The organism is Microcoleus sp. S13_C3, from assembly GCF_036700905.1.
Classification (GTDB): Bacteria; Cyanobacteriota; Cyanobacteriia; order Cyanobacteriales; family Microcoleaceae; genus Microcoleus.
Genome location: NZ_JAUBPT010000243.1, coordinates 1 through 7905, shown reverse-complemented (window position 1 = coordinate 7905; position 7905 = coordinate 1). Strand labels below are relative to the sequence as shown.

At 46.9% G+C, this 7905-nt stretch carries 7 protein-coding genes and 1 pseudogene; 6 read left to right on the top strand and 2 right to left on the bottom strand.

What is annotated here, in order from left to right:
• Positions 1-96 precede the first annotated feature (96 nt).
• Positions 97-510 (top strand): hypothetical protein, encoded by a 414-nt coding sequence (locus QUA16_RS34600; protein ID WP_333103914.1) that lies wholly within the window; start codon positions 97-99, stop codon positions 508-510.
• A 99-nt stretch (positions 511-609) separates the two neighbouring features.
• On the opposite strand, the gene QUA16_RS34595 is transcribed toward QUA16_RS34600, so the two are convergent.
• Positions 610-1149 (bottom strand): cyclic nucleotide-binding domain-containing protein, encoded by a 540-nt coding sequence (locus QUA16_RS34595; RefSeq protein WP_333103913.1) that lies wholly within the window; start codon positions 1147-1149, stop codon positions 610-612.
• A gap of 148 nt (positions 1150-1297) precedes the next feature.
• On the opposite strand from QUA16_RS34595, the gene QUA16_RS34590 reads away from it, so the two are divergent.
• The 5 genes from QUA16_RS34590 to QUA16_RS34570 all read left to right on the top strand — a co-directional run bounded on the left by QUA16_RS34590 (position 1298) and on the right by QUA16_RS34570 (position 7092).
• Positions 1298-1576, top strand: a complete 279-nt coding sequence (locus tag QUA16_RS34590; RefSeq protein WP_333103912.1) for a hypothetical protein — start codon at positions 1298-1300, stop codon at positions 1574-1576.
• Positions 1577-1807: 231 nt separating this feature from the next.
• Complete coding sequence (locus QUA16_RS34585) at positions 1808-2917, top strand: hypothetical protein (RefSeq protein ID WP_333103911.1); 1110 nt, start codon at positions 1808-1810, stop codon at positions 2915-2917.
• Between the two features lie 327 nt (positions 2918-3244).
• Positions 3245-3574: a hypothetical protein gene (locus QUA16_RS34580; RefSeq protein WP_333103910.1), complete on the top strand. Its 330-nt coding sequence runs from the start codon at positions 3245-3247 to the stop codon at positions 3572-3574.
• Positions 3567-3908, top strand: coding sequence for a type II toxin-antitoxin system PemK/MazF family toxin (locus QUA16_RS34575; protein ID WP_333103909.1), 342 nt, complete (start codon positions 3567-3569; stop codon positions 3906-3908). The genes QUA16_RS34580 and QUA16_RS34575 overlap by 8 nt, the downstream gene beginning before the upstream one ends.
• Before the next feature lie 64 nt (positions 3909-3972).
• Entirely contained in the window at positions 3973-7092 is a 3120-nt protein-coding gene (locus QUA16_RS34570) for an AAA family ATPase (RefSeq protein ID WP_333103908.1), read from the top strand.
• An 18-nt stretch (positions 7093-7110) separates the two neighbouring features.
• On the opposite strand, the pseudogene QUA16_RS34565 reads toward QUA16_RS34570, so the two are convergent.
• Positions 7111-7830, bottom strand: a pseudogene (locus QUA16_RS34565) (RNA-guided endonuclease TnpB family protein); the annotation flags it as partial.
• Positions 7831-7905: the final 75 nt, after the last annotated feature.

The following is a 7905-nucleotide window of genomic DNA, read 5'->3' as shown; positions in this document are numbered from 1 at the left end:
AGTCAACAGTCAACAGTCAACAGTCAACAGTCAACAGTCAACCGTCAACAGTCAACAGTCAACCGTCAACAGTCAACAGTTAACAATTACTAATTTATGAACAATCCGATTATTTGGCTGCACGGTGACTGCTTGAGTCCTGAAGGCCCGGCTTTTCAAGCGCACCCACAGGCACCGGCAATCTGGGTTTGGGATGATGCGCTCATTGATGAATGGCAGTTGAGTCTCAAACGAATGGTGTTTATTTACGAATGTTTGCTGGAGTTGCCGGTAGTTATTCGGCGGGGCGATGTGGCTGCCGAAGTTATCGCTTTTGCGATCGAATCCGGCGCTAATCAAGTGGTAACTACCGAAAGTCCCAGTCCTCGATTTCAGGATATTTGCCGGGAAATTAAGCGATCGCACCCAGTAGAAGTTTTGCCACCCGAACCCTTTGTCCGCTACGATGGTTACATTGATTTGAAGCGTTTTTCTCGCTATTGGCGCGTCGCTGAAAAATATGTTTTCTAATTGTAATTGTAATTGGAAATTGGAAATTGGAAATTGAAAAGAGGTGTTCTTTTCTCTTCTTCCCTCTTCCTTCTTCCTTCTTCCCTCTTCCTTCTTCCTTCAACTCCCCTTCAAACGCTCCAACAGCCATTGAAATCTCGATGCCGCCAAATCTGGATTTTCGACATTTTGCGGGATCCCGTCCTCGCCGTCGGGATCTTCATATATTAAACCATCACTATCATCGCCGAAGCGTTTGACTGTACCCCGCAGTCTCGACGACAGAAATTTGGTAATCGCCCGATAAAACCGCAGGGAAAAAAGCACGTCTTGCTCTAGTTTTTCAGTTAGCAGTCGCCGGGGAATTGACAGGATGAGGCACTCTTCAATTGCCGTGACGCTAGCAGAAGGAAGCCTCCCGTCTACAAAAGACATTTCGCCTAACACTTCCCCGGAAATAATTTTTCCAATTTCTTTGTCGCCCAAAGATGATACAGAAACGCTCAAAGTTCCCTCCAGAACTATGTACAGGGCGTCTAAGGGCTTACCTTCGGTGATCAGGGTTGTGCCGGGGAGGACTTGGGTGCGGGTGCCGTTGGCGAGCATCCAATCGATGTCGCGATCGCTCAATTCGCCTAATATCACTAGAACTTTGCTCATAAAGTCAGGTTGAGATGAGATACTTTGTATTTTTTTACTTGTTTAGTTGCGTGCTGTTGTGAGATGGTCAGACCCTGAGCGAAAGCGAAGGCTAAACTTTACGAATAGAACACTAAACTTTACACAATTTTCATAATATTCCCTAATTTTGACACGATCGAGCCACAAATATTTCTCGGATTGGTGGTATTATTCTACATTAATTGTCATGGACTGTGCAGCAGCCGATCGCGTTGTATTAACTGCACTTGCTTTGGACGGCGGGGCTGCCAAAACTGTTTTGAAAGCTTGTTGTCTCTTGGTTTCGAGCTGGTGCGCCCTCAAAAACCGGATTTTTTCGGCGTGGCTGCGAGTGCAGCGCCCCCAACTACAGTATTGTAGAATGCAAGCGAGACGCGCGATCGACCCCTCAATTAAACAGGATTAAGGATGAAATCATCCCTAGGATTGATTTTTTGCCGATCGATCGGTAAATTAAAATTAACCTCTAAACCCGCCGTCCGTTCTTGAATCTAATCAGCTTGAGAGTTGACTATTCAACAGTAAAATGGCAATCTAGGAACAACACAACTCATATTTGTGTCTTTTTTGAGCAAAGCTCTCGATGTTCGCCCTCAAACACTTACACTTTTAACACCCCCTTCATTGAGGAGTTTCTATGAATAGTCTATTTTCCAAGTCTACTTTTGCGTTAATAAATCTTGCAGCTTTAGCTGTTTGTTGCAGTACCATGTCAGCGAAAGCTGAAACTGGCAACTTGCCCGATGTCGCTACAACTGCAACAATCGCAGCTCAAAATATTGACCAAATTTCTGAGCCGACGGCAACTTCAGCAGTTAAACCCGACGCAGAAACAACGGCTAGTAATAAAAAAATTGATTCAATCAGTTGGAGCGAACTAACAGAAGCGGCAGAGCCAGCAGCCTCTGAACCGGCAGCCAACTCGCAAGTATCTATGGCTGCACCCGAAAAATCAGAAACCGCCACATCGGAAATTGCTGAGACAGAAACAGCGCAAAATACATCCCTTGCTGCTGAGACCCAAAAGTCGGAAGAAACCGCTAAAATTGCTGATAATGGTGTTAAAGTGCAGCCAACAGTCGAGACTGCCAAAAAGAGCGATCGACCTACCTCAATTGTTGCCCAGAGCAATAATCTGGAAGTAACAGCAACCAAAGAAGAAAAAGAAGTCAAAACAGCACAAGAATTGTTGAGCAATCCTGTCAGCACTTCCGCCTCAGCTTTGACAAACCAACCGAAAGTTGCTGAAAAACCGGCAACTGTCTCGGAACCAACTGAAAAAGTAGCTCAAGGAACTCAAATCCGACCAGGCCGAGCAACCCGTTCTGGGCCCAGCTACATCGGCATTGGCGGCAATCTAGGTTTTGGCGGAGATACAGCCTTGGGCGACGGTTCATTTGCGATTATTAGCAAAATCGGTTTGACGAACAATTTGTCGGTGAGACCGAGTGTTTTGTTCCGCGACAACTTAACTGTTCTAGTTCCCGTTACCTACGATTTTGTATCTCAAGAGGCCGTCGAAGTCAGCGATGATTTTGTGATTACTGCCGCTCCTTATGCAGGTGCTGGCGTCGCATTTTCTACCGGTGATAAAAGTAATTTTGGCTTCCTGATTTCGGGTGGTGTAGATGTGCCACTGTCGAGAACTTTTACAGCCACAGCGGGACTGAATATTGGTTTTCTCGACGGAGCTGAAGTGGGATTGTTACTCGGTGTCGGCTATACGTTCCCGAATATTGCCCGGTAGTGTTGCTGTTTGAGCAAACAAACGCACGACAAATAAATATGTGGGGGGTTGGCTGTAGGAATACAGTCAACCCTTTTTGATAATGGAAAATCTGCCAATTCGAGCGATGTAGGGTACGCCACAAGCACAGACCGGTAATGTAGGTTGCGTCATAAGCACAGAGCGCCGATCTTGATTTTTGTGAAAGATATAATGATGGTGCGATCGATCTGAGATATTGCGTCATTCTTGTAAAGAACGGGCTCTCCGGCCCGTTCCACAAAGAGTAGATTTTCTTGTGGAGTAGGGGTTGGGCAGGAGAACCAGCCCAAAAAAGGATTATGGAAAATGGTGCAAGATATAAGATCGATCGTACTTTCTCACCAACCACCCGAAAAAACCGTGACCAAAACAGAAATCTTAGCAGCACTCAAAAATCTGACAGCAGAAGAACGCCTAGAAATCATCGAAACAGCTTCGCGGATGATGCGCGAAGAAATAGAAGAAAAAGCCCAGCGCAAAGTTGAGAGAAAACGGAGACTCAGAGCCGCAGCAGAAGCAGCAGTTCCTTTGTATGAACCAGGAGGGCCGCTGCACGATTTGTGGTCGCCCGACAGCGAACCGTATTTCGATTCAGAGGAAGAATATCTGAGCGCAGGGGTAGAAACTAATGCGTAAGGGCGAAGTGTGGCTCGTCAGACTAGATCCAACGGTGGGAGATGAAATCGGCAAAACTAGACCTGTTGTGGTTGTCAGCGATGATGAAGTGGGAAATTTGCGCCTCAAAGTAATTGTTCCAATTACAGCATGGAACGATCTTTTTTCCCCGCTTGATTGGATGGTGCAGCTCGATCCGACATCAGAAAATGGCTTGGCGAAACTCTCCGCCGCCGATACTTTTCAAGTCCGTTCCGTTTCTCAACAAAGATTTGTCCGACAACTCGGAACCCTGTCCGAGACAATTATGGAAGAAATTGCAGAAGCACTGACAATTGTTCTGGATCTAGATTGAATAACTAGGCAACAGCGTACAAATAGTGTTATTTATAGATAGATTGTATGGCGCGATGGCCTAAATGATTCCTATACAACTTACACTCAAAAATTTTCTCAGCTATCGCGAAGCTGCTTTAGACTTTCGCGGCCTGCACACCGCTTGCATTTGCGGGCCTAACGGTGCTGGCAAATCCTCCCTCTTAGAAGCCATATCCTGGGCACTTTGGGGCTGTTGCCGCAGCGATACGGAAGACGATATCATCCATATCGGCGAAATTGATGTGCGCGTTGATTTCACTTTCTCCACCGGCGGCCAAATCTACCGGGTGATTCGCAACCGCCGACGCGGACAATCGGGAAGTTTGGAATTTCAAGTCAGCTTGAATTCTGCCGAGAGTGAGGAAAAACTTAATTTTCGCACGCTCACAGACAAGGGGCTGAGAACAACTCAGCAAAAAATCCTCGAACACATTAAACTAGATTACGCTACTTTCATCAACTCGGCGTATTTGCGGCAAGGGCGAGCTGATGAATTTATGCTCAAAAAGCCGATCGAACGCAAACAAGTTTTAGCCAACCTGCTCAAACTCGACTCCTACGATACTTTATCCGACCAAGCCAAAGATACGTCCAAACAATTTAAAGCTCAAGTCGAAGTGCTCAAACAGAGTTTGCTAACCGTACAAGAGCAACTGCAACAAAAAGAGGCTCTCGCCTCAGAACAAACTCAATTGCAGCAAGCAACCGATTTGCTTCAGCAGCAGCAGCAAGCCGACACAAACGAGTTACAGCAACTGCAACTCCAGCACCACAACCGTCAAACTTGGCAAAAACTCCTCGCCGGCCACCAGCAACAGCACTACAATATCACTCAAGAATGCCGCCGCTTGCAGCAAGAACTCAGCGCAGCCAAACAGCAGCAAAATGAGCTACAAGCCCTCCTAGAACAAGAAAAGGAAATAACAGCAGGCATCGCGTATTTCCACAGCTTGCAAGCCACAGAAGAAAGTCTGGCTGGCAAATTCAAAGCTAACCAACAAGCCCAAAATCAGCGCCAGCAATTGCAAGAACAGCAGCGGCAAGAACTGAGCTTTTTGCAAAGCAAAATTCAGCAGTTGCAAGCTCAATTAGAGGTTTTAGAACAAGATGAAAAAGATGTTCTGGAAATTCTCAAACAGCAGCCGGAGGTTGACAAAGGACTCGCACAGTTGCAAGCAGTTCGATCGCGCATCAACGAACTAGAGCAACTGCAATTGCAAGTTTCCCCGCTGCTACAACAGCAGCAGCAAAAGCAACAAAAGCTCGATCGCGCCCGCGCCGGTTTAACCGCCCGCTTAGAGGAAATCAACCGACAGGTGCAAGTTCAGCAGCAGCAGCGACAGCCGCAATTACAGCAGGAAATCTCGGCCATCGCCAATCAAATTTTGCAGTTGGAAAACAAGCGAGTTTATCAGCAGCGAGTCCGCGAAAAAGGTCAAGAAAGGCACGACTTTCTCGGAAACCTGCAAGCCAAAAGCCGCGACTATCAAACCAGACTCGCCGAGATCGACCAAAAACTGCAACTCCTGCGGAAACATGAAGGAGAAAAAACCGCAGGTGAAGGTAAAGCCTCGAATTTTGCGGAAAACGAGCCATCGAATTCGCATTTAATGGTGCGGGATGCAAATTTTGGCAATTGTCCTTTGTGCGATCGACCTTTAGACGAACACTACTGGAATTTAGTAGTCACAAAACACCACACTCAACAGCAGGAAATCTGGAACCAACTGTGGGTTGTGCGGGAACAGTTGGCAGTCTCCGAGCGCGAAATTCAAGTTCTCAGACATGAATACCGCGAACTAGAAGAGGAATTAGCGCCCTACCAAGAATTGCGGGAACGCCGCAGCCATTTACAAGCACAATTAGATAGCCTGAGTCAAGATGAAAACCGACTGCAAAGTATGCGTCAAGACGCGGCAGAAATAGAGCGGTTGTTACGCACTGGCGAGTATGCAGCCGATGATTTGGGCGAACTCCAGCAAATCGAACAGCAACTGCAACAGCTCAATTACAGCGATCGCAGCCACTCCCTCGCCCGCAGCGATGAAAAGCGCTTGCGGTGGGCGGAAATTAAGCAAGCTCAAATCAAAGACGCTCAGCAGAAACTGAATAAAATTAATGCCCGCCGCCCGGATTTGCAAACTCAATTAGCCACCGTACAGCAACAGTTAGAACAGCAAAAAAACAGCTCGGAAATACAGCAGCAAATTCTATCTTTAGATAGATACATTGCGGAAATTGGCTATAATTTGGAACAGCACGAACACGTGCGGAGCGAAATGCGCCGATCGCAGTTTTGGATCGCCCGCGCCGAAAAATTGCGATCGGCAACTGTGCAGTACCCGCAAGTGCAGCAGCGCGTTAATGAAATAGCAAATTCCATCGCTGTGCGCGATCGAGATTTGCAAGCTGTCAGCGCTCAAACTTCCGCGATGAACCAGCAATTGCAAGAACATCCCGATCCCACAGCCCGCATCAGTGCGATCGAACAGCAAATCAGCCGCCGCCGCCAGCAGCTAGACCAACATTTGGGAAGTCTCGGACGCCTTCAGCAGCAGCAGCAAAATCTGGAAAATCTGCAAGTTCAGCTAGTAGCTCAAAAAGAGCAAATGCAAGTTGCTAAACGCCAGCAGCGAGTTTATCAAGAGTTGGGTCAAGCATTTGGTAAAAACGGCATTCAAGCTTTAATGATTGAAAATGTTTTGCCTCAACTTGAAGCTGAAACCAATCAGATATTGTCGAGATTGAGCGCGAATCAATTGCACGTCCAATTTATTACTCAGCGGGCTGCTGCTTCTAAAAAAGCAACTAAATTGATTGATACTTTAGACATTTTAATTGCTGATGCTCGCGGTACTCGCGCCTACGAAACTTATTCGGGCGGTGAAGCTTTTCGGATTAATTTTGCGATTCGGCTGGCGCTGGCGAGACTGCTGTCTCAGCGGGCGGGGACGGCTTTGCAAATGTTGATTATTGATGAGGGATTCGGAACTCAGGATGCTGAAGGGTGCGATCGGCTGATTGCTGCAATTAATGCGATCGCCTCCGACTTCGCCTGCATTCTCACCGTTACCCATATGCCCCACCTGAAAGAAGCTTTTCAAGCCAGAATTGAAGTAAGCAAAACTGCTCAGGGTTCTTGCATCAACTTGTCAATGTGAACTACCTACACCAACCGCTTAGGCGGTAGGTCGCAGGCTTCCAACTTCATCGGAAAGCGCCTTAGAGACGGATGACTTACGTTTTCCACCCTTCGGACTTACCTTTCCTCCATTGGCAGTAGCGTTGGTTCCCAGCGCTAAAATGCGAAGCCCTTCATCTCGAATATTGATTGCTGCATTTACATCACGGTCATGCTTCGTTTCACAGTGTTGACACTGCCACGATCGGACACCCAAAGGCAGGCTACCTACTCGATTGAGACAGACTGAGCAGGTCTTTGAAGATGGGAAAAAGCGGTCTACTTCTACGTAGATTTTCCCATCTTCCCCTGCTTTATATTTGAGCATGGTGGTAAAGGTTCCCCAACTGGCATCGCTAATTGCTTTTGCCAAGTTGTGATTCTTGACCATGTTCTTCACCACTAAGTTCTCAACGCAGATCACTTGGTTGTCGTTGACCATTTTGCGCGATAGCTTATGCAGAAAATTTTTACGGGTATTTGCAATTCTTTCATGCACCCGTGCGACAATCCGTTTCGCTTTGAGACGACGACCCGACCCTTTTACTTGACGCGATAGCTTTTGCTGCTTACGTTTTAGATTCTTAGCGCGTTTCTTCAAGACTCTCGGATTGTCAAACTTTGAGCCATCTGAGGTGATGGCAAAGTGAGTCAGCCCCAAATCAATCCCTACGGCCTTACCTTTACTGGATTTCTCTAGATCTGGCAGTTCGTCATCATTTGTGACAAGTTAAGAAAAAGTGCAAATTGTCAAGGGGGTAGACCAAAAAAGGTAAAATAGGATGAAACCTTT

Coding starts and splice junctions, on each gene's coding strand:
- QUA16_RS34600 (WP_333103914.1), top strand. CDS start 97: ATGAACAATCCGATTATTTGGCTGCACGGTGACTGCTTGAGTCCTGAA.
- QUA16_RS34595 (WP_333103913.1), bottom strand. CDS start 1,149: ATGAGCAAAGTTCTAGTGATATTAGGCGAATTGAGCGATCGCGACATC.
- QUA16_RS34585 (WP_333103911.1), top strand. CDS start 1,808: ATGAATAGTCTATTTTCCAAGTCTACTTTTGCGTTAATAAATCTTGCA.
- QUA16_RS34580 (WP_333103910.1), top strand. CDS start 3,245: ATGGTGCAAGATATAAGATCGATCGTACTTTCTCACCAACCACCCGAA.
- QUA16_RS34575 (WP_333103909.1), top strand. CDS start 3,567: ATGCGTAAGGGCGAAGTGTGGCTCGTCAGACTAGATCCAACGGTGGGA.
- QUA16_RS34570 (WP_333103908.1), top strand. CDS start 3,973: ATGATTCCTATACAACTTACACTCAAAAATTTTCTCAGCTATCGCGAA.